The sequence below is a fragment of the Kitasatospora sp. NPDC004723 genome (genome assembly GCF_040609255.1).
Classification (GTDB): Bacteria; Actinomycetota; Actinomycetes; order Streptomycetales; family Streptomycetaceae; genus Kitasatospora.
In genome coordinates, this window is record NZ_JBEXJT010000027.1 from 80,527 (window position 1) to 100,798 (window position 20,272).

General features: G+C 74.9%; 17 protein-coding genes. 7 read left to right on the forward strand and 10 right to left on the reverse strand.

Going from position 1 to position 20,272, the window contains the following annotated elements; genetic code table 11:
• Window positions 1-49: 49 nt before the first annotated feature.
• Entirely contained in the window at window positions 50-1,147 is a 1,098-nt protein-coding gene (locus tag ABZW10_RS24200; RefSeq protein WP_355369344.1) for a chemotaxis protein, read from the reverse strand.
• 198 nt (window positions 1,148-1,345) lie between these two features.
• Entirely contained in the window at window positions 1,346-1,876 is a 531-nt protein-coding gene (locus ABZW10_RS24205) for a flavin reductase (protein WP_355369346.1), read from the reverse strand.
• A gap of 559 nt (window positions 1,877-2,435) precedes the next feature.
• On the opposite strand from ABZW10_RS24205, the gene ABZW10_RS24210 reads away from it, so the two are divergent.
• The 4 genes from ABZW10_RS24210 to ABZW10_RS24225 all read left to right on the forward strand — a co-directional run bounded on the left by ABZW10_RS24210 (window position 2,436) and on the right by ABZW10_RS24225 (window position 5,864).
• Window positions 2,436-3,257, forward strand: a complete 822-nt coding sequence (locus tag ABZW10_RS24210; protein ID WP_355369348.1) for an alpha/beta hydrolase — start codon at window positions 2,436-2,438, stop codon at window positions 3,255-3,257.
• 279 nt (window positions 3,258-3,536) lie between these two features.
• Window positions 3,537-4,640 (forward strand): substrate-binding domain-containing protein, encoded by a 1,104-nt coding sequence (locus tag ABZW10_RS24215; protein ID WP_355369350.1) that lies wholly within the window; start codon window positions 3,537-3,539, stop codon window positions 4,638-4,640.
• 106 nt (window positions 4,641-4,746) lie between these two features.
• Window positions 4,747-5,409: a hypothetical protein gene (locus ABZW10_RS24220; protein ID WP_355369352.1), complete on the forward strand. Its 663-nt coding sequence runs from the start codon at window positions 4,747-4,749 to the stop codon at window positions 5,407-5,409.
• Between the two features lie 86 nt (window positions 5,410-5,495).
• Window positions 5,496-5,864 (forward strand): hypothetical protein, encoded by a 369-nt coding sequence (locus ABZW10_RS24225; protein WP_355369354.1) that lies wholly within the window; start codon window positions 5,496-5,498, stop codon window positions 5,862-5,864.
• Between the two features lie 143 nt (window positions 5,865-6,007).
• Here ABZW10_RS24225 and ABZW10_RS24230 read toward each other — a convergent pair whose 3' ends face one another.
• Window positions 6,008-7,492, reverse strand: coding sequence for an FAD-dependent monooxygenase (locus tag ABZW10_RS24230; protein WP_355369356.1), 1,485 nt, complete (start codon window positions 7,490-7,492; stop codon window positions 6,008-6,010).
• A gap of 97 nt (window positions 7,493-7,589) precedes the next feature.
• On the opposite strand from ABZW10_RS24230, the gene ABZW10_RS24235 reads away from it, so the two are divergent.
• The 3 genes from ABZW10_RS24235 (at window position 7,590) to pntB (ending at window position 11,481) form a co-directional block, all read left to right on the forward strand.
• Complete coding sequence (locus ABZW10_RS24235; protein ID WP_355369358.1) at window positions 7,590-8,225, forward strand: TetR family transcriptional regulator; 636 nt, start codon at window positions 7,590-7,592, stop codon at window positions 8,223-8,225.
• Between the two features lie 215 nt (window positions 8,226-8,440).
• Window positions 8,441-10,018 (forward strand): Re/Si-specific NAD(P)(+) transhydrogenase subunit alpha, encoded by a 1,578-nt coding sequence (locus tag ABZW10_RS24240; RefSeq protein WP_355369360.1) that lies wholly within the window; start codon window positions 8,441-8,443, stop codon window positions 10,016-10,018.
• Between the two features lie 5 nt (window positions 10,019-10,023).
• Entirely contained in the window at window positions 10,024-11,481 is a 1,458-nt protein-coding gene (pntB, locus tag ABZW10_RS24245) for a Re/Si-specific NAD(P)(+) transhydrogenase subunit beta (RefSeq protein ID WP_355369362.1), read from the forward strand.
• A gap of 78 nt (window positions 11,482-11,559) precedes the next feature.
• On the opposite strand, the gene ABZW10_RS24250 is transcribed toward pntB, so the two are convergent.
• From ABZW10_RS24250 to ABZW10_RS24280, 7 genes are all read right to left on the reverse strand, one after another.
• A complete protein-coding gene (locus ABZW10_RS24250; RefSeq protein WP_355369364.1) occupies window positions 11,560-12,261 on the reverse strand; it encodes a DUF3152 domain-containing protein in 702 nt (233 codons plus the stop codon).
• A gap of 148 nt (window positions 12,262-12,409) precedes the next feature.
• Window positions 12,410-13,147, reverse strand: a complete 738-nt coding sequence (locus ABZW10_RS24255; RefSeq protein ID WP_355369366.1) for a class I SAM-dependent methyltransferase — start codon at window positions 13,145-13,147, stop codon at window positions 12,410-12,412.
• A 92-nt stretch (window positions 13,148-13,239) separates the two neighbouring features.
• Window positions 13,240-14,274, reverse strand: a complete 1,035-nt coding sequence (locus ABZW10_RS24260; protein ID WP_355369368.1) for a substrate-binding domain-containing protein — start codon at window positions 14,272-14,274, stop codon at window positions 13,240-13,242.
• Window positions 14,275-14,499: 225 nt separating this feature from the next.
• The gene (locus ABZW10_RS24265) at window positions 14,500-15,543 is read right to left on the reverse strand and encodes an NAD(P)-dependent alcohol dehydrogenase (RefSeq protein WP_355369370.1); all 1,044 of its coding nucleotides are present in this window, start codon (window positions 15,541-15,543) and stop codon (window positions 14,500-14,502) included.
• Window positions 15,544-15,729: 186 nt separating this feature from the next.
• The gene (locus ABZW10_RS24270) at window positions 15,730-16,413 is read right to left on the reverse strand and encodes a pyridoxamine 5'-phosphate oxidase family protein (RefSeq protein ID WP_355369372.1); all 684 of its coding nucleotides are present in this window, start codon (window positions 16,411-16,413) and stop codon (window positions 15,730-15,732) included.
• Window positions 16,414-16,589: 176 nt separating this feature from the next.
• The gene (locus tag ABZW10_RS24275; protein ID WP_355369374.1) at window positions 16,590-18,587 is read right to left on the reverse strand and encodes a hypothetical protein; all 1,998 of its coding nucleotides are present in this window, start codon (window positions 18,585-18,587) and stop codon (window positions 16,590-16,592) included.
• 172 nt (window positions 18,588-18,759) lie between these two features.
• Window positions 18,760-20,226, reverse strand: coding sequence for a hypothetical protein (locus tag ABZW10_RS24280; RefSeq protein ID WP_355369376.1), 1,467 nt, complete (start codon window positions 20,224-20,226; stop codon window positions 18,760-18,762).
• Window positions 20,227-20,272: the final 46 nt, after the last annotated feature.

Consider the following 20,272-nt stretch of genomic DNA (forward strand, 5'->3'; position numbering starts at 1 on the left):
CTACCACGACCAGGATCTGTCACATCGGGCCGTCGGGGCCCGACGGCCGTCAGTAGCGCAGCACGGCGGCGATCCGGCCGGCGTCGGACAGCGTGCCGTCGGGCACGAAGCTGACCTGGCCGCCGGTGTCGAGGGTGCGCTCGACGACCTCGTCGACGATGTCCTCGCGGGCGCCGGACTCCTCGGCCGCGGCCGGCACCAGGTGCTCGCCGTCGTCGCGGACGGTGGTGCGGAAGTTCTCCTCGACCACCAGCCGGCCGAGCCGGCCGTCACCGGCGGCCCGCCAGACCTCGTCCAGGCCGGCGGCGAAGGTCTGACGGCCGCGGGCGGCGTCGAGCTGGGCGAGCGCCTCGGTGGTCTCGCGCGCGGCGTGCGCGCGCACGGCGGGCTCGACCACCTTGCGGACCGTCTCGGCGTCCGCCTGGGCGAGGCCGCCGTGCGGGATCTGCTCGGTGGCCTCCTTGGCGATCGGGCCGACGGCGTCCAGCAGGGCGAGCGCGGCGGCCTCGCCGGTCACGTAGAGCGGGCGGCGGTCCGCCGCGAGCAGCTTGCCGACCTCGGTGTCGGCCTGCCGCAGGAAGGTCTTGGTCTCCTCGTCGCGGAAGGTGCTGGGTGTGTCGCCGATGCGCTCCTGCCGCTCGGGGTCGGGGTTGTCGAAGACCCGCACCAGCGGGAAGCCGTGGCCCCGGTCCTCGGTGACCCGCTCCTCGTCGCCGCCCCACAGCACCACCCGGTCGGCGGCGACCGCGAGCACCCAGTAGGGGCGCTCGGCGGCCTGGGAGGCGACCAGGTTGCGGGTCAGGAAGGTGTCCGACAGCACCACCCGGGCGGGCGCGGTGCGCCCGAGCGACCAGACCTGATGCTCCCCGGGGGCGGCGAGGATCGCCAGGCCGTCCTCGGCGTGCACCAGGTCCACCTCGGCGAGGGCCCGGTCGAGCTGCTCCAGCACGTCGATCCGGTCCGCGCGGGAGACCTCGGGGTCGGCCTGGACCCGCTCCTTGGCCTCGGCCAGCAGGTTGCGCAGCCGGACCGGGTCCTGTGCGTTGTCCGGCTCCCGGCGGTGCGTGGGCATCAGGACGGACACCGCCGGATACGGCCTCGGCCGGCGCAGCTCGGCGAGGACGGCGGGGCTGAGGGCACGCTGCATGGGGACCCTTTCCGAAGGCGGCTCGGCCTTCTCTGCCTGGACACGCGGAGCCCGGAACCGCCCACGCCTGTCCGTCATGTCCTCAATGTACCGACATGCCACTCGGCCCGCCGCCCGCCGTCCACCGCTCCCCTGGGGCACCTGCCGTCACTCGATCCAGGCCAGCACCCCCGGCGCCGAGCCGGAGGTAACGCCCGATCATGCCCATGGCCCGCGGCCTAGGCCCGGGCCACCGGCACTCCCCCGGGCCTCCGCGGGCCGGCCGGCCCCGGCCTCGTCGACGTCGCGGTGGGACAGGACCGCGGCGGCTCCGGCGGACGGGGCCTCGACGGCCACCGGGGCCAGCAGCAGGCCGGTGTGGTCGCCCCAGTCGACGCACTCCAGCACCCGCCCGACGAACCACGCGGGCGCCTGGGCCAGCACCGGCACGCCGTACGGGCCGTGGTACCACTCGACGCCCGCGAACCGGTCGGTGTCCTCGCCGTCGCGCCCGCCGAACAGCGCGGCCGGCCCGTGCCCGTACGGCAGCAGGTGGACGCCCAGCGCGTCGGCCGCGAGGGCCGCGTCGTGGGCGCGGTCGGCCTTGGGGATCCACACCACGAACCGCACCGGGTCGATCGAGCACTGACCCGCGAAGGCGACCAGGCAGCCCGCCGGCGGCGGCCCGGGCGCGGTGACCATGTACACCGGCTGGACCAGCAGGGCCGCGAACGTCTCGAAGTCGCCCATGCCCCCAGCCTAGGAAGCCGTCCGGGGCTTCGCACCCGCCCCGGGACGAACCTCTCGCCCGCCGGACGGACGTCCGCCGCCCGCACGCCCGCGCTGCGCGCCTCCTGCCCGGAGACCGGCGCGGAGTACAGCGCGACGGGCCCGGTCGACGCCGTCCGGGAGACCCTGCGGGATCGGCGGGCCGTCGGCCGGTCCGGGCCCGCGCGGGCGGCCCGGTGAGCGGGGTGCTGCCGGGCCGCCGGACCGGCCGGGGCGGCCTTCCGCGACGCCCGGCCGCTCACCCCGCCCGGCGTCGGCCGGGGCGCCGTGCAGGGGCGGCCGGCCGTCGTCGCCGAGGCGGTGCGCGCCCCGATCACCGGGCCGGACGGGCCGCCGGGGCGCCGGAACCGTCCCGGACCGTACGGCGCTTGACTGACGGTGCACAGGAGGCCCGGAAGGCTGCCGCCGGACAAACCGGCCGGTCATGCTGGGAACCGGCCGAGTGGAACACCGGGTTCCCGCACCGGCCGATCATCTCCCCTGCTCGACCCCGCTCGACGAGCACGACCGAAAGGCCGTCATGCCCTTCATCACCCTCTCCGACGGTTCCCAGAAGTTCTACAAGGACTGGGGCAGCGGACGGCCCGTCGTCCTGTCGCACGGCTGGCCGCTGAACGCCGACGCCTGGGAGGGCCAGGCCGTGGCCCTCGCCTCGGCCGGCTTCCGGGTCGTCGCCCACGACCGGCGCGGCCACGGCCGCTCCACCCAGACGTGGGACGGCAACCACATGGACCAGTACGCCGACGACCTGGCCGAGTTGATGGACCAGCTCGACCTGACCGACGCGGTGCTGGTCGGCCACTCCACCGGTGGCGGCGAGGTCGCCCGCTACCTCGGCCGGCACGGCAGCGCCCGGGTGCGCAAGGCCGTCCTGCTGGGCGCCGTCCCGCCGCTGATGCTGCGCACCGACGCCAACCCCGAGGGCACCCCGATGTCGGTCTTCGACGGCATCCGCGCGGGTGTCGCCGCCGACCGCTCGCAGTTCTATTACGACCTGAGCGAGGCCTTCTACGGCTTCAACCGCCCGGGCTCGGAGCCCTCCGAGGGCAAGCGCCGCGAGTTCTGGCTGCAGGGCATGCAGGCAGGCCTGAAGGGCGCCCTGGACTGCATCGCGGCGTTCTCGGAGACCGACTTCACCGAGGACCTCAAGAAGATCGACGTCCCGGTGCTGGTCGCGCACGGTGACGACGACCAGATCGTCCCGATCGCCGCCTCCGCGAAGAAGGCCGTCGAGCTGCTCCCCCGGGGCGTCCTGAAGGTCTACCCGGGCGCGCCGCACGGCCTGGTCGGCGCCTACGAGGCCGCGTTCACCAAGGACCTGGTCGAGTTCGCCGCCTCCTGACCGTCCGTCCCGGTTCGGCCCGGCCCCGGCTCTCGTGCGGGCGTCGGCTGTTCTTCCACCGGCCACCCCCAGGGGCCCCTCGGGCGGTGGCCGGCGGGCGGCCGTCGGACGTCCTGCGGAAGAACGGCCGGGGCCGGGCGGGCGGCCTGGCGGGGGTGGCCTGCGGCGCTACGGCGGACCCCGCCGGGTTCCCGGTGGAGGGGGCTTCCGGCCATCGGGCCGGACCCCGAGGATACCGCCGGGAATTCGACGGACCCCCTCCGGAGAGTAGGTCAGTTCATGCTCCGCTTCGCCGCCCGGGCCGCCTCGGCCCTCGCCCTCGCCAGCGCGCTGGTCCTCGCCGCCACCGCCCCCGCTCCCGCCGACCCGACCGTCACCCCCAACGCCCAGGACCTCGTCGGCCTCGGCGCGCAGGCGACGGAGGGCCTGTTCACCCAGCTCTCCGGCGAGTACGACGCCTCCCTCGCCGCCGCCGGTGACACCACCTCCTCCCGCCTCCACAGCTGGGACTCCAGCGGGACGAGCAACGTGATCGTCACCAAGTACGGGGCGACGACCATCTACCGGCCGTGGAGCACGGACACCGGCCTCAAGGCCCTGACCTACAACACCAAGGAGACGGTCGACTTCGTCCGCGCCACCCGCCCGCCGAAGCCCACCGACCCGGTCGACGGGCCCACCGGCCTCCCGCTGACCTTCGTCGCCGTGGCCAAGGACGCCGTCAGCTGGGCCGCCCCGGCCGGCGGGAACGCGCCGACCACGCTGACCCCCGCCCAGCTGACCGCGATCTACTCCTGCAAGACCACCAGGTGGAGCCAGATCAGCCCGTCGCTCCCCAACACCCTCATCCGGCCGGTCGTCAGCGGCGACGTCACGGTGGACTACTACGGCGTGCACGGCACCGGACTCGACGCCACCAGCTTCTTCCTGGAGAAGATCGGTTACGCCCAGGCGGTCCAGGACCTGTCCTTCGACCACTCCTGCGTCAGCGTGGTGGCCCGCGAGAACCAGGGCACCGACCCGATCCTGCAGAACCCCGACGCCCTCGTGCCGTACTCCGTCGGCCGCTACGTCGGCCAGGCGTACGGCGGCCACAGCACCCCCGGCGACCAGCCCGGCGTCCTGACCCCGCGGGCGATCAACGGGGTCGTCCCGGTCACCACCGCCCACGTCATCAACCCCGCTTTCACGGCGACGCCGTTCGGCCGGATGCTGTCCGCCGTCGTCCGCCCGACCGAGTGGACCGCGCAGAACGCCCACGGCACCGCCCTGCACGCCGTCTTCGGACCCAGCGGGTGGATCTGCCAGCAGGGCCAGGCCGCCATCAGCGGCCACGGGTTCCAGAGCCTTCCCTCCCCCGTCTGCGGCACGATCGTGCACTGACCCGCCGCCGGCGCGACCGCCCCGGACGCCCGCAGGCGGTGTCCGGGGCCGGTCCGTCAGCGGCCCGCGGGGGCGGCTGACAGTGGCGCATGGGACAGTTCCGTCCATGAACATCACGACCACACTGCACAGTTGGGACGATTCCGTCGCACTCTTCGAGCAGCGCGGGCTGCCCGAGGACTCCTACGAGAACCTGTACGAGGAGGAGTACGACGTCCATGCCGGGGATCTGGCCGTGGAGGGGAACTTCGACCTCGACGCCGCCGAGCCGGACGGCACCGGCTACATCGTCGACGGCGCTCTCACCGTCGGCGGCGCGGTCATCAACACCGACGACGGCTGCCCCGCCCTGATCGTCCTCGGCGACCTCACGGCCGCCGCCGTCTACCTGGAGGGCGACGCCAAGCTCCTGGTCCGGGGGGACGTCCGGGTCGGCGCCTTCGTCGGCCACATGACCGACAAGCTGGTGATGATCAACGGTGACCTGCGGGCCCAGGTCACCGTGCTGTCCTCCGAGTTCAGCCCCGACCTCATCGGCGGCACCCTGCACGGCCCGGTGCTCGCGCCCCCGTACCTCGCGCCCGACCCGCAGGCGCCGGTCGCCCCGGAGAGCGTGCTGGTGCCCGAGGTCCTGCGCACCGAGGGCGAGGACGACCCCGACGAGCTGCGCAACTTCGACGCCCCCGGCGTCCACGGGGGCCGCCTGCTGCAGCGCATCGAGGCCGGCCTTCCCGTCGCCCTGACCGGCCCGGACGCGGCCGGGCGGTAGGGCGGACGGCCCGTAGCCCGTGCGAACGGCCCGCCCGGACCGTCCGCACGGGGCGGGCGGGCCGAGCCGGTGGGAGGATGTCCGGCATGACGGACAAGGAGACCCTCGGCGAGGGCGTGGTCCTGGACGAACTGCTGCGCGAGGCCGCCTCCGACGAGGCCGGGGCGCTGTGGCGGCTGACCGGGGCGGAGCGCCAACTGGACGCCAACGTGGTGCGGCTGCGACCGGAGGCGACCGTCGCCGAGCACGTCGAACCGGACCTGGACGTGCTGGTGCTGGGGATCGCCGGGGGCGGCACGCTGCGCTGCGGCGGCGTCGCGCACACGCTGGAGCCGGGCGTGCTGCGGCTGCTGCCGCGCGGCGCCGCGCGCGGTGTGTCGGCGGGACCGGAGGGCGTCGTCTATCTGACGGTCCACCGGCGGCGGCCGGGCATGACCGTCCGCCCCCGCCCCTGAGTCCCGTCAGCGCCCCGTCTCCCGCCCCCGCGGCCTGACCGGACCGGAGTCGCAGGCCGCCACGGCCGCCCGCTTGGGCCCGAGGAACCCGGTGCCCCGGCCCGGCCGGACGCGGAAGTCCAGTTCGGGCGCACGGTGCCCGCCTACCGGGCGCCGAGCCCCGCCAGGTAGCCGAGCACCGCGTCGTGGGCGCCCGACAGGGCGGTGAGGGCGATGTGGTTGTCCGGCCGGACCAGCACCAGGGCGTCGCCGGCGACCCCGTACGCCCGGCGGACCGCGCCGTCGGGGTCGTCCAGCGCCACCGGGCGCACCTGGGCGGGCAGTCCGGCCAGGCCGGGCCGGGCGCCCGGCCCGAGGCCGAGCAGGGTGAAGTGGTCGCCGGCGAAGTGCGCGAAGAGGCGGGCCGGTCCGCCCCCGGGCCCGGCACAGGGACTGTCGGGCGCCCGGTCCCCGGCCCGGACGGCGCCGGGGAGGCGGTCGGCGGCCAGGCTGCTCCACCGGTAGCCGAGCGCGAGACCGGTGAGGTCGCCCACCCGGCCCGCCTCGACCCCCACGCCGGGCGTTTCCGCCCCCGCCATGACGGCCGCCATCCCGGCGCTGGTGACGTCGAGCGTCCAGGCGGCGATCGGCAGCCGCTCCTCCTGGTAGGTGTCCAGCAGGGCCGGCCCGGCGAGGCCGCGCAGCACGTACCCGAGCTTCCAGGCGAGGTTCCAGGCGTCCTGGATCCCGGTGTTCATGCCGAGCCCGCCCGCCGTCGGGTGGACGTGCGCGCAGTCGCCGGCCAGGAAGACCCGCCCCTCGCGGTAGCGCTCGGCCATCCGGACGTTGACCCGCCAGGTGGAGAGCCAGGTGGCGTTGGCCAGCCGGAGGTCGGTGCGCCCGGTGTGCAGGGCGGCCAGCCGCTGGAAGCTCTCCAGCGACGGGGCGACCGGCCGGCCGTCGGCGTCGGTCTCCGGGCTCGCCTGCAGCTGCCAGCGGCGGGTGCCGGGGAACGGGCAGAGCATGAACGCGCCCCGCGGCCCGAACCACTGGTGCCAGGCGGCCGGGTCCAGCCCCGCCACCTCCACGTCGCCGCAGACCATCACCGGCTCCGGGTCGCCGTCGCCGACGAACGGGATGCCGAGCAGCCTGCGCACCGTGGAGCGCCCGCCGTCGCAGGCGACCAGGTACTCGGCGGCGATCCGCCCGCCGTCGGCGAGCGAGACCTCCACCCCGGCGCCGTCCTGCCGCAGGTCCACCAGTTCGGTGGCGAGCTCGACCCGCACGCCGTACTCGGCCAGCCGCTCGCGCAGCAGCCGCTCCACCCGGGTCTGCGGCACCCACAGGCTCGCCGCGTACGGGGTGGTGGCGGTGGGCTCGGCGCCGGCGAACGGCTCGGTCTCGTTGACGAACTCGCCGTCGAAGTACTTGCGGAACGGCAGGTGGGTGCGGCCCGCGGCCGCCAGCCGCTCGCCCAGGCCGAGGTCGGCGAAGATCTCCAGGCTGCGCGGGTTGACCGTCTTACCGCGCGAGCCGGTGGGGAACTCCGGCGCCCGGTCGATCACCCGGACCGCCACGCCCTGGCGTGCCAGCCCGCACGCCAGGGTCAGTCCGGTCGGCCCCGCCCCCGCGATCACCACGGTCGTCATGTGTCTCGCCCCTTCCGGCTGTCGATGCACCTCATGAAACTGCAACTCAGTAATGAAAGCAACCCGGTAACGAATATTCCTGAGTTATGCTTCCGTCATGGACGCACACGACACGGACGCGGGTCTGCGGACCCTGAAGAAGCAGCGCACCCGCCAGACCCTCGCCGACACCGCCATCGCCCTCTTCCTCGCCCGGGGCTTCGACCAGGTCTCGGTGGCCGAGATCGCCACCGCCGCCGAGGTCTCCAAGCCCACCCTGTTCCGGTACTTCGCCAGCAAGGAGGAGCTGGTCCTGCACCGCTTCGCCGACCACCTCGGCGAGGCCGGACGGGTGGTGCGGGACCGGCCCGCCGGGCTCACCCCGCTGGACGCGCTGGAACGCCACCGCCTGGAGGGGCTGGCGGCCCACGACCCCAGCACCGGGATGACCTCCAACCCCGGGGCGCTCGCCTTCCTCCGGCTGGTCTACGAGACCCCCAGCCTCACCGCCCACCTGGTGGACTACCTCGACACCGACACCCGGGAGCTCGCCGCGGCCCTGGACCCGGACGGCGGCCTGGCCGCCCGCCTGCTCGCCGCCCAGTACGTGGCCGTCCGCCAGGTGCTCGCCCGCGCCGTCTGGACCCGGCTCGCCGCCGGGGAGGACGCCGAGGAGGTCGGCCGGACCGCCGCCGCCGAGACCGCCACCGCCTTCGCCCTGCTGCGCGACGGGGCCGCCGCCCTGGGATTCTGAGCTCTGCCCGGCTCCGCCCCCGCGGCCCCGATTCCACTCCACGACCTCCCCGACCCGCCCGACCTGCCGGACCTGATCCGGTGAAGCCCGTCACGGCCACGCCCCGTCGCCTCACGGGGGCGTGACGGGTAGGTTCCTGCCTCCAAGGGCGCGAGACTCCCCGCAACAGGCGGATCCCGCCGTCGGCGGTTCCTCCGATCAGAGAGGCACGAGTGATGACTGCACAGGGCTCCACGCACCACCCACCCCAGCGCGTCGGCGTGGTCGCCGAGTCGACCACCGGGGAGACCCGGGTCGCCGCGACACCGTCGACGGTCCGGGGCATCCTGGCCCTCGGCTACCGGGTCGTGGTCGAGTCCGGGGCGGGGACGGCCTCCGGGTTCACCGACGAGGCCTACACCGAGGCCGGCGCGGAGACCGGCGACGCCTGGGCGGCCGACGTCGTCCTCAAGGTCAACGCCCCCTCGACCGCCGAGCTCGCCCGGCTGCGCGACGGCGCGACCCTGATCGGCCTGCTCGCCCCGGCGCAGCGGCCCGAGCTGCTGGCGGAGCTGGCGGCACGCCCGGTCACCGCGCTCGCGCTGGACGCGGTGCCGCGGATCTCGCGCGCCCAGTCGATGGACGTGCTCAGCTCGATGGCGAACATCGCCGGGTACCGGGCGGTGATCGAGGCGGCCCATGTGTTCGGACGGTTCTTCACCGGCCAGGTGACGGCCGCCGGCAAGGTCCCCCCGGCCAAGGTGCTGGTGGCGGGGGCCGGCGTGGCCGGGCTCGCGGCGATCGGCGCCGCCTCCAGTCTGGGCGCCGTCGTCCGGGCGACCGACCCGCGGCCCGAGGTCGCCGACCAGGTCAGGTCACTCGGCGGCGAGTACCTCGCGGTGGACGTCGCCCAGGAGGCGAGCACCGACGGCTACGCCAGGGCGACCTCGGCCGACTACGACCGCGCGGCGGCCGAGCTGTACCACGCGCAGGCACGGGACGTGGACATCGTGGTCACCACCGCGCTGATCCCCGGCCGGCCGGCGCCGCGGCTGCTCACGGCGGCGGACGTGGCGGCGATGAAGCCGGGCAGCGTCATCGTCGACATGGCCGCCGCCCAGGGCGGCAACGTCGAGGGCACGGTGGCCGGCCGGACGGTGGTCACCGGCAACGGCGTCACCATCGTCGGCTACACCGACCTCGCCTCCCGGCTGCCGGCCCAGGCCTCGCAGCTGTTCGGCACCAACCTGGCGAACCTGCTGAAGCTGCTGACCCCCGGCAAGGACGGGCGGCTGGTGCTGGACTTCGAGGACGTCGTGCAGCGGGCCGTGACGGTGGCCCGGGCGGGCGAGGTCACCTGGCCGCCGCCGCCCGTCGCCGTCTCCGCCGCCCCCTCCCCCGCGGCGGTTCCCGCCGGCCCGGCCGGGGCCTCGGCCGAGCCGCAGCGGCCCCGGCTCACCCCGGCCGCCCGCTTCGGCCTGATCGGCGCCGGAATGCTGGCGATGTTCCTGCTGGTCGGCTTCGCCCCGGCCCAACTCGCCGAGAACTTCACGGTGTTCGCTCTCGCCGTGGTGATCGGCTACTACGTGATCGGCAAGGTGCACCACGCCCTGCACACCCCGCTGATGTCGGTGACCAACGCGATCTCCGGGATCGTGGTGATCGGCGCCCTGCTGCAGATCGGGCACGAGCGCACGCTGGTCACCGTGCTGTCCTTCATCGCGATCCTGCTGACCAGCGTCAACATCTTCGGCGGCTTCGCCGTCACCCGCCGCATGCTGAGCATGTTCTCGACCTCCCCCGAAAGGCGCTGAGCCCGATGACCACCACAACGGCGGCCCACGCCGCGGACCTGGTCGCCGCCCTGCTGTTCATCCTCAGCCTGGCCGGGCTCTCCCAGCACCGCACCTCCCGGGCCGGGGTCGTCTACGGCATCGCCGGGATGGCCCTCGCCCTGGTCGCCACCATCGTGGTGGCGGCGCAGAGCATCACCGCCGGCGCCGTCGCCCTGATCGTCATCGCGATGGCGCTGGGCGGCGCGATCGGCCTGTGGCGGGCCCGGCAGGTCGAGATGACCCAGATGCCGGAGCTGATCGCGGTGCTGCACAGCTTCGTCGGCCTCGCGGCGGTGCTGGTCGGCTGGAACAGCTACCTGGAGGTGGAGGCGCACGGCGCGGCCCAGAGCGCCGTCTCCGGCGACCTGCTGGGCATCCACCACGCCGAGGTGTTCATCGGCATCTTCATCGGCGCGGTCACCTTCACCGGCTCGATCGTCGCCTTCCTCAAGCTGTCCGCCCGGATCGCCTCGCGCCCGCTGACGCTGCCCGGCAAGAACGCGCTGAACCTGGGCGCGCTGGCCGGCTTCGTGGCGCTGACGGTCTGGTTCACGGTCAGCCCGGGCCTCGGCCTGATGATCGCGGTGACGGTGCTCGCCCTCGCGCTGGGCTGGCACCTGGTCGCCTCGATCGGCGGCGGCGACATGCCCGTGGTCGTCTCCATGCTGAACAGCTACTCCGGCTGGGCCGCCGCGGCCGCCGGTTTCCTGCTCGACAACAACCTGCTGATCGTCACCGGCGCACTGGTCGGCTCCTCGGGTGCCTACCTGTCGTACATCATGTGCCGGGCGATGAACCGTTCCTTCCTGTCGGTGATCGCGGGCGGCTTCGGCATCGAGGCCCCGTCCGGCGGCGGCGAGGAGCAGGGCGAGCACCGGGAGGTCCGCGCCGAGGAGGTGGCCAGGGAGCTGGCGCTGGCCAAGTCGGTCGTGATCACCCCCGGCTACGGCATGGCGGTCGCCCAGGCGCAGCACCCGGTCGCGGAGCTGACCCGGCGGCTGCGCGAGCGCGGCGTGGAGGTGCGGTTCGGCGTCCACCCGGTCGCCGGGCGGCTGCCCGGCCACATGAACGTGCTGCTGGCCGAGGCGAAGGTGCCCTACGACATCGTGCTGGAGATGGACGAGATCAACGACGACTTCGCCGCCACCGGCGTGGTCCTCGTCATCGGCGCCAACGACACCGTCAACCCGGCCGCGATGGACGACCCGGCCAGTCCGATCGCGGGCATGCCGGTGCTGCGGGTCTGGGAGGCGGAGCAGGTGGTCGTGTTCAAGCGGTCGATGGCCTCCGGCTACGCGGGGGTGCAGAACCCGCTGTTCTTCCGGGAGAACAGCGGGATGCTCTTCGGCGACGCCAAGCAGAGCGTGGAGGACATCCTGCGCGCCCTGGACGCCGAGCTGCCGCAGGGCACGGCCCAGGCCGCCCACCGGGCCGGGGTGTAGGAGGCGGCGGACGGTCCGCCGGGCGGGGAGCCGGCCCGGCGGGCCGCCGCGGCGGTCACGGCCGGGGCACGGCGGCCGTCACGGCTGGGGCGCGGCCGGCGGGAGCTGCGGACCGGTGAGCAGGGTGCCGTCCTCGGCGTACGGCCGGCCGTTCGGCACGCAGCCGTGCAGTCCCTTGATCTGCTGCATCATCACCGGTGCGGGCGCCCCCGCGCCGGGGCAGTCGACGTGGCCCTGGCCGAGGATGTGCCCGACCTCGTGGTTGACCGCGAGGGCGTGGTACTCCTCGGACTGTCCGACGTAGAACTCCGAAAGCTCGTTCCAGCGCTTGAGGTTGATGACGACCTGGCGGTTGGCCGCGCAGTTCACCCAGCCGCCGGTGTCCAGCCCGTACTGGCCGCAGATCCGGTCGGTGGACGCCGGGGTGGCCAGGTAGACGGTGAAGTCCACCGGGTCGGCGGCCACCCGCTGGAACGACCAGGTGCCGCCCGCCGACCAGCCGCGCCGCACGTCGCCGAGGACCTGGTCCACCTCGGCGGCGAACCGGTCCGGGCTGATCCTGAGCCCGTCCTCCGCCCGCACCTTGTAGCGGTACAGCTTCTCGCCGGTCCCGAAGCGGGCGGAGCCGCCGGCGGCCGTGGTGAACGCCAGGGGCTTCGGTCCGTCGTCGGCCCACGGCTGCCACCAGAGCAGGCCCGCCGTCACGGCGGCCACCACCGCGAGCGCCACCGCCGCGGACCCCGTGCGCCCGCCGGGGACGCCGAGGCCGGGGGCCCTCACCCGGACCGCCGGGCGAGGGCGCCGGCTATCGCGGCGCGGTCGGGCGGCACGGGGATGCGGAGCGATGGGGCGGGCAACAGGACGGTCATATCAGGAGAGACGCGACACAGCCCCCGCCCGGTTCACGGGGCACCGCTCACCGGACCGCTCAGGACGGCCGGGCGCCGTCCGGGGCGAGCGCCGCCCAGTGCGCCGGCAGCTCGATCCGCTCACCGGTGGAGGTGAACTCCGTGGTGGACAGCGGGAGTTCACCGGAGGCCAGGACGCTCAGCCCGGCCGTGCGGAGCAGGTCACCGAAGGCCGCGTCGGCGACCTCTGCGGGCGCCAGGCCGTGGGCGAACACCGGGCGCAGCTTCGGCGGCGGGCCCGCCGGGTCGCGCGCGAGATCGCCCAGGACGTGCTTGGCCGCCTCGGACAGCTCGACCACGAAGGCCCGGCCGTGCGCGCCGAGCAGTGCGGCGACGGCCTCGGCGACCGGACCGCGGTCGGCCGGCTCACTCTGGTGGATCACGCCGCGCAGGTACACGTTGGCGTCACCGAGGCGTTGGTGCAGCTCCCGGACGGCAGCCCGGTCGGTGGCGTCCAGCTGGACGTACTCCGCCCGCTCCGCCGGGTCCGAGCGCCGGGCGAGTTCCACGGCGGCGGCGGACAGGTCGGCGCCGACGGCGCGGGTGAAGCGGCCCGCGAGGAAGCGGGTCTGGGTGCCGTTGCCGCAGCCCAGGTCGACCACCGGCAGCGCCGGGTCGGCCAGGAACGGATCGAACAGCGCGAGGTGGCGTTCGGCGGTGAGGGCCGGGTCCGCGTCCCAGATCACCGACCCCTGTTCCGCGGGCGCGGCGCGCCAGAAGCCCTCCCAGGAGTCCCGGTACCGGTTGGTCACGCTCATCAGGGCCTCCCGAAGGTCACGCGGAGTACCCCCAGTGTACCGCTCGGTGGCCGGCCCGGATGCGGACTCCGGGCCGGCGCGGGGCGGGGCCGTCAGATGTCGACGGCGACGCCGCAGTCCGGGATCGGCGAGAAGCCGCGGGCCTCGATCGAGGCCGGGCGCAGACAGATCCAGCCCTTCGGACCGAAAACGCCGACCAGTGCCTCGGCGTGGGCGTCGGAACCGTTGAGCTCGGCGGTGCGGACGATGTGCCACAGCTGCCGGCCGTACGGCGAGGTGAGCAGCGACGGGTTGATGACCTGCCTCCCGGGCGAGAGCACGACGGGTGGAATCCCGTCCACGCTGCGCACTCTCAGCGGCCCGGGCGACACCTCGGGTGTGCGGTGGCCCTTGTACGCCTGGTCGATGTAGATGCCGACCGAGTAGGGGATCACCACGTTGACGTCGTCGAGCAACGGGTCGGTGCCGCGGTTCTCGAACTGGATGTCACTGAAATTGACACAGAGACCCGGCGTCACCGCCACACCTCCTCCCAGCACCTTCAGGAGGGCGATGCTGACGTCAGCGCCCCGCTGCGGCAGGAAGGGCTTGATGACGGCGTTCACCCCACCGATCTGGGCCCAGTTCGTGATGGTGCACTCGTAGATGCCCTTGAGCTGGGCGGTCGTCAGGTTGCTGGGCGCGTTGCCGCCGGACTTGGCTGCCCAGGTGACGGCGTCCTTGGCGAACGGCAGGAAGCTGTACCCCGTGGGGTCGCCGGGCAGCGGGGTGCGTGCGGAGCGGGCGTAGTCCACCGTCGCGCTGGTGGACTCGGCCAGTGCGCGGAATCCGTAGCCGGAGCCGTTGGGCCGGACGATGGACGTCGCACCGTCCTTGGGCACGATCGGGCTCGAACCCTTGGCGTCCCAGCCGTAGAGCCGCGGCTGCCCTGCCGGTGCGGCCGCGTTGTACTCGGCGGAGGTCTGGTTCATGAACCCTTCGGTGAGGACCGCCCCGACCCCCACCAGATCGGTGGCGGCCGGCACGACACCCGGCGGCGGGTCGGCCACGGCGGCGGGCGCCACCGCCCCGGCCACGCAGACGGCGGCGACCGCACACGTCGCCACGCGGGCAGCGAAAGAGCGCATCGAGGATCCCTCCCGGTGTGGACCCGTCCGGCCCGACCGGCCGGCGGTGCGCCCATGATGTCCACCGCCCTCGGGCCGGACAATCCTCGATCGTCGCCAACTGCATTGCACAAGAGGCCAGTTGGGTGCCTCCATCAGCCCGGATCGCCGATCGGCCGACGGGCGGGCGCCAACTGTTCTTCCCCCGGCCACCCGCCGCGACCGCGGACCGGCGGGACGGCGGGGTCACAGCGTGGCGGTGTCGATCACGAAGCGGAAGCGGACGTCGCCGGCGACGACCCGGTCGTAGGCCTCGTTGATCCGGTCCACGCCGATCAGCTCGACCTCGGCCGCCACCCGGTGCGCGGCGCAGAAGTCCAGCATCTCCTGCGTCTCGGCGATGCCGCCGATGCTGGAGGTGCTCAGGCTGCGGCGCCCGCCGTTCAGCGCGCGGAGGTCGAGGAGCACCGGCTCCTCGGGAAGGCCGACGCTGACCAGAGCTCCGTCGGTGCGCAGCAGCCCGAGGTGGGCGGCGAAGTCGAGCGGGGCGGAGACGGTGTTCAGGACGAGGTCGAAGCGGCCCGCGAGCTCCTCGAAGGTCGCCGGGTCCGCGGTGGCGCGGTAGTCGACGGCGCCGAGCCGCAGGCCGTCGTCCTTCTTGCGCAGGGACCGGGACAGCACGGTGACCTCGGCGCCGAGCGCGTGCCCGATCCGCACCGCCACGTGGCCGAGCCCGCCGAGGCCGACAACGGCGACCCTCCGGCCCGGCCCGGCGTTCCAGTGCCGCAGCGGCGAGTAGGTGGTGATGCCCGCGCACAGCAGCGGCGCGGCCGTCTCCAGCGGCAGGGCGTCCGGGATGCGCACGACGAAGTGCTCGTCGACGACGATCTCCTGCGCATAGCCGCCGTAGGTGCGCTGCCCGTCCCGGCCGACGGCGTTGTACGTCCAGACGGGGCCCTCGGCGCAGTACTGCTCCAGGCCGGCCCGGCAGTTCTCGCAGACCCGGCAGCTTTCGACCATGCAGCCGACGCCCACCCGGTCCCCGGGGCGGTAGGCCGTCACGCCGGGGCCGGTCTCGGTGACGATGCCGGTGATCTCGTGACCGGGGACCATCGGGAACAGCGCCGTGCCCCAGCCCTCGCGCGCCTGGTGGACGTCGGAGTGGCAGATGCCGACGAACGTGATGGCGATCCGCACGTCGAACTCGCGCACGTCGCGGCGTTCGACGGTCGCGGGCCCCAGTGGGGCCTTGGCGGCGGGCGCGGCGTAGGCGGAGACGGTGGTGGTCATGGCGGTTCGCTCCCTTCCCTTCTCGGTCCGGCGGACACGGCGACGCCGCCCGGGGCAGCGGGGCGGGTGGGCCGCGCCGGCACGCCGAAGCAACCCCGCCCTTCCATGGTCGCGGAGCGCGCCGGGGTGAACCACTTCAGCGGGTGCTCCCGACGGCACGAGGGCTCGGGCGTCGGGCGTCGGGCGTCAGCCGGCGCCGAGGCGGCGGCCGGTCACCTCGTCCGGGGTGATCCGCACCCAGAGCGGGCGGTCGCCGCCCGCCCAGGGCGTCGCGCCGGGCAGCCGGGACAGCCGCTGCTCCTCCTCGGGGTCGTCGACGTGGTGCGCCGACCCGAGCATCAGCACGCTCCAGCCCTCGCTCAGCCGGTCGTCGATGTGGTCGACCTGGAAGGAGAGCGGCGAACCGTCCTCCGCCGCCGCGGAACCGTGCGGCGTGGTGTGGTAGACGATCGTCCGGCCGTCGACGGCGTAGTTCACCGGGTAGACGGTCGGCGCCGGGGAGCCGGGAAGGCCCACCCGGCCGACCCCGTGGGTGCCCACCAGGAACCAGCACTCCGGCTCGGAGAGGTGCAGCAGCAGCGGCCGCGGCGTCCCCGGTACCGGCTGCGACTGCCCCGGCGGAGCGTCCGACCGGCCCTCCAGCAGCTCCGCCCAGGTCATCCTGAGCGCGGCCGCGATCCGGACGAACCCGGCCGGGTCGAAGGCCGGGCCCGCCGCCAGCAGGTACCGGAGGTAGGCGGGCGACATCGCCGCCTGGTGGGCCAGGGTCAGGTCGTCGATGCACAGCTCGTCGCGGCGCTCGACGATCCGGCGGGCCACGTCGGTGGGGTCGGCCCGCCGGACGGCTTCGAGGTCGGGGGTGCGGTTCACAGGTCGGCTCCTCGGCTCACGGTCTCCTCGTTCCGCTCTCCCGTCCGGCACTCCCCCCTGGCAGGATCCCCGGCCCGGGCCCGGACGGCGCGGGGCGTGGGCCGTTCGGCCCTGCCCCGGCACCGACCGGCACCGACCGGCACCCCACCGGTGCCCACCCGGTCACGGTCGTCCGGTCACGACCGTCCGGGCCCGCCGAGCCTCGGGGCCGGGACGGGGGCGGCGGCCCCCACCAGGACGACGAGCTCATGGCCGCCGGGGTTGCTCTGCACGGGGACGGTGCGCCAGTTGTTGGCCAGCCAGACGTTGCCCGAGGGATCGATCTGCAGGCCGGTGTTCCGCTCCAGCCCGTCGCTCGGGTAGCCCGTGTCGGGCGGGGAGATCGGCTGGCCGGTGCGGAAGCCGGGCGGGCAGGCGGTGAGGTCGGTGCCGCACAGCCGGGCGACCCGGTGGCCGCCGAAGTTCGCCACCCAGACCGTGTCCTCCCCGTCGACGGCGACGCCCCACGGCAGGAACAGCCCGCCGTTGCTGAAGGGCTCCGGGGCCGGGGTGCCGTCGGCCCCGATCAGGGTGACCGAGGCACCCAGGCGCGGGCCGCTGTCGCCGCCCACGGCGGCGGCCAGCTCGTCCGCCGTGCTGCCCCCGCACGGGACCGGCAGGATGCCGCTGTTGCTGACCCAGGCGTTGCCCCGGCTGTCGGTGGCCACGGCGAGCGGACGGCGCAGACCGCCGCCGGTGACGGTCAGCTCCAGGGCGCCGTCGGGGGCCAGCACCTGGACGCTGTCGCTGCCGTTGCCGGTGACCCAGAGCCGTCCGGCGGGGTCGGTGGCGGCGCCGAAGGGCTTGTGCAGCCCGGGGGTGGGAACCTCCTCGGCGCGCGTGGCGTCGCCGTCCGGGATCCTGGTCACGCTGTCGCCGCCGCAGTTGGCGACCCAGACGGTGCCGGCCCAGTCGGCGGCCATGCCCTGGGGCTGGACGATGCCGCCCCGCCGCCAGCCGTCGGGCGGCGACAGCGGGGTGCCGTCCGGGGCGAACCGGGAGACGCTGCGCTCCAGCGGGGCCGGATCGATCGGGCAGCCCGATCCCTGGAAGCCGAAGTTGCCGACCCAGGCGCTGCCCCGGGCGTCGACGGTGATGCCGAAGCCGGCGCCGTAGAGGCCGCCGCCGTGGAAGGGCGCACCGGGTGCGTCCCGGCCGGTGGGGGTGAACTTGAGCACCGTGCGGCCGCCGCAGACCGGGACGGCGGGGTCGGCGCCGTAGCGGTAGTTGTTGCTGACCCAGGCGTTGCCCTCCCGGTCGAAGGCGAGGTTGCCGGGGCCGTCGAGTTCCCGGCCGTTGCCCGCGTAGCGCAGCGCCACGGTCCAGGCCGCCGGGGCGGCGGACAGCGCGGGGAGGTAGCTCGGGGTGGTGGCGGCCAGGTCGTAGAGGGCGGCGGCGTTGTGGCCGGGGTCGTGGGCGATGTCCACGGCGGCCCGCAGGGTGTCGCGGGGCCGTTCCCGGCCGGGGCGGCGGGCCAGGTCGAACAGCTGGTCGCAGGCGCCGCCGGTGACGCAGGCGGCGAGCAGGTTGGCGAGGGTGTTGAACGCGGCCAGGGTGGAGGTCCGGTCGCCGTTGGGCGGGTCGGCGAGCGTCGCCGCGATCCCGCCGGTCCCGGTGTCGGCCAGGTTGTGCGCGACGCCGGCCGCGTTCCCCAGCCCGGGCTCGGTGCCGGCGATGCCGGCCGGGCCGGTGAAGCGGGCCAGCGCGTAGGCGACGGCGACGGTGGTGCGCTCGTTGACGACGAGTTCGGGCGGGGCCTCGGCGCCGCTCAGCGCGGCGGCGAGCACCACCGGGCCGTCCTGCCCGTGGTCCGCGCCCCGCTCCCGGGCGCGCGGCAGGTCGGCGAGCACGTAGAGCACGGCGCGCGGGTCGTCCGGGCGGCGGTAGTCGAGGTCGAACCGCCCGTCCTCCCCGCTCCGGGCCCGGGCCAGTACCGTCGGCGCGGCACCTTCCCCCTCCCCCGCCCGGTAGAGCGTCACCTCGGCTCCCCCGAGCGGGGTGTCGCCGCTGCGCACCACCCCGCACTGCTCGTCCGGCTCCCCCACGCCGGGCACGGAGCTCACCGCGTGGGACGGCCCGGCGGCGAGCTGGGCCAGGAGGGCGGCGGTCAGCAGGACGCCACGGCGTCGGCGCATGGCAGGGCTCCGTTCGGTCGCAGGAGGTCGCTCGGGAAGCGGCCGGCCGCTCCGCCCCCGCGACGAGCGCGGGGGTGGGGCCGCCGCCCTCCTGCCTGCCACATCCCCGGCCCGCCCGCGCGCGACCGGCCGCAGGACCCGACCGAAATTGCCCGGGACGGCCGAGGCGCCGTCAGCCCAGGTCCAGATCGAGCGCGTGCTCCTCCACGGCGAGATAGGTGTCGCGCGTCGCCGCCTCCAGGAATCCCTCCGCCGCGGGCACCACCACCCGGGGGGACACGTCCGCGAGCTGCGCCCAGGACTCCGCGCGGCCCCGGGAGAACCCGCGGCGGACCGCGCCGCGACGGATTCCCCCCTCCCGGTCCCGGCCCTCCTGGAGGGCCTCCGCCCGTTCGCGGGTCCGGCGCTCGCTCTGCGCCTCCGTGCCCCACCCGGCCGCCTGCCGAACGGTCGGCAGTACGTCGTCGACGGCGGAGGCCAGCCGCCGGTCCTCCCAGGCGAGCTCCCGGCAGGCCCCGAAGAGGCGGCGGGACATGCCGAGCATCAGATCGGTGCCGGGCAGCCGCCCCACCAGCATGTCCACCCCCTGGCGCCGCCCGATCGCGTCCACCGTGGCACCGCCGCCCAGCTCCCGACGCAGGGCCGCCGTCCCCTCGTCGCCCTCCAGCAGCGTGACCAGTCCGCTCCGCCGACGCGCGGGGCCGGGCTGCGGGCTGCCGACCGCCACCGCCCGCAGACCGTCCCGGGGTATCGACACCAGGGCGAGGTAGGTCAGCATCCTCGCCTGGGCGAGGCCGAGGAGCGCCTCGTCGTCGTCCTGCACCAGGTCCTCGTCGAGGTCCGCCGCCGCACCACCGGTGGGCGGGCCGTCAGGGACGGACGGCTCGTCCTCGACGTCGATCATCATGAAGAGGCGCTTCTCCAGGCTGGTGCCGCAGAGGACCTTCCGGTGGGGCGCCGTCATCAGGGCGCCGACGTCCAGCTGGCGGGCGCCCTTCCGCCGGCTCCGGTCGGGGAGCCACCTGCCGCCCTTCGCCTCGACCAGCCACAGCTCCGCGGACGACGGGTGCGTGCCGAACAGGTCGGGCAGGCTCCTGGTGGTCCTCCACTGCGGCGCGGCCCCGGGCGGGGCGGCGCTCTCCGCGTGCGTCGTGGGGCCGAGGCCCATCAGGCTCCGGCAGGCCCACTCCGCCATCGTCATGCCCACGTGGTACCCGAAGGCCGACCGCATGGAGCCCTCGGTGCCGTGCGTGTAGACCACGCTGGGCACGATCTCCGTACCGGCGCCGCCGGGCGCCGGAGACGTCGTCTTCTGCCGGGCCAGATAGGCCCCCAGCGGGTGGCGCCGCGCCATGATCTCCCGGCGCGCCAGGCGGGGCACCGCCACCAGCCACGGCGCGATGTCCCGGCCGACGGTGGTCGCCGCGTCCAGCAGGTCCCGCCAGGTCGTGGTCACCAGGTAGGCGCCGTCCGGCGGCACGGCTCCCGGCGACGGCCACGGCTCCTTCACCTGCGCCACGACGACGGGCTTCGGGCGCTTGACCGGCTCCAACGGCGCACTGCGGCGCACGAAGACGGGGACGTCGAAGGAATCGGGCGCCGACACCACCGCGTCGACGGCCCCGGCAGGAGGCAGCATGGCGTCACTCTGTCACGGGCCTGCGACAGCCTCGACGACGGCCCTT